General features: G+C 66.1%; 1 protein-coding gene. It reads right to left on the bottom strand.

The window, feature by feature from the left end; genetic code table 11:
• A partial coding sequence (locus K309_RS42760; protein WP_029050498.1) for an adenine nucleotide alpha hydrolase family protein occupies positions 1-1,229 on the bottom strand: 1,229 nt, incomplete at both ends.

Genomic DNA, 1,229 nt, shown 5'->3' with positions numbered 1-1,229 from the left:
CCGCATGCCGAATCCGCGGTGAAGCTTTCCAGATACGGGTCGCGCAGGCCGGTCCACTCCGAGGCGGCGGCGGTGTCGTCCCATTCCTCGCCCACGTACAGGAAGCGCGCCTCTGGCACCGCTGTCTGGCTGACCAGTGGCAAGTTCGGAATCTCGTACCGGATGCCCCGCATGCGGATGTCCCGCCAGTCCGCCCACGCCGCGAATGGCCGGGCCAGGCCATTGAGGGACTGGAGCGCGTCCACGGCAATCAGCAGATCCAACGGCAAGAGCTCAAACTTCGGCCGCTCGCCCGCTCGTTCCGCACGACACTGCTCATCGTAGTCGAGTTGCAACATGTACCGTACCAGCGCGCGAACCATGGCCGGGTGGTAGGTGTCCGGCTGGATCTTGATGAAGCCGCGCCGAATCGTGCGCCCTACCCAATGCCGGCGGTGCCAGTCAAAGCGGGTGTGCCGGATAAAACGGTTCAACCGCTGCAGGCCGGCCGCATACGCATAGCGACCGTCGTACTCGACCATGTTGGCCAGGCTCTTGTCCTCCGCCATCTGGCAGACATGGCAGCCAAGCCGCGCACCGCATTTTCCCTGCCTGCGCGAACCACTGCCGGCCAGGATCGCATCGGCCACCACCGCGCACGATGTGCCCACTGCGTGCGCGTAGATACGGCGCATGTCCTCGAAATCGGAATAGCCCGGACGTGCACCGCTGCCGTAGAGCGCAATTCCCTCCCAGATATCGTCATCCTGCCGGCAGACCGGGCTCAGCACCAGGTCACCGTCCTGATTCCGCGCCGGCGCGTCAGCCGACTCGCGGCGCTGGTGCATGGCGACGTTGCGTCGCGCGCTCTCCCCGTAGCGGGTGCCCAGCAAGGTCACCGGTTCGGCACGCCCCTGCTCTGCCAACTGCCGGAAAAGGGAGCGCCGGAATGCGCGCTGCGGGAGTATTTTGAGGTCGGTGGAGCAGTCGCCATGCGTGCCGGGGAAGCTCGGAAGCGCCCGGCCTGACAGCACCTTTACCTGGAATGTCGCCGCCGTTGTTGGTTGGACGACACGCGTGACGACTTTGATGCCGTGCCTCTTGCCAAAGACACGCATGCGGCCCAGCTCACAGCGGTAGTGCTCCGTCACCTCTGGCGACTCCACCAGCGTATCGCTCGTTGTGACGACCACCAGCGGATGGCCCCCAGCCGCGCGGTGAAGCGTGGCGGCGTGCAGCGCGAGGGCTGC

It is taken from the genome of Cupriavidus phytohabitans, assembly GCF_000426345.1.
GTDB lineage: Bacteria > Pseudomonadota > Gammaproteobacteria > Burkholderiales > Burkholderiaceae > Cupriavidus.
This window is presented reverse-complemented; position numbering and strand designations above follow the sequence as displayed.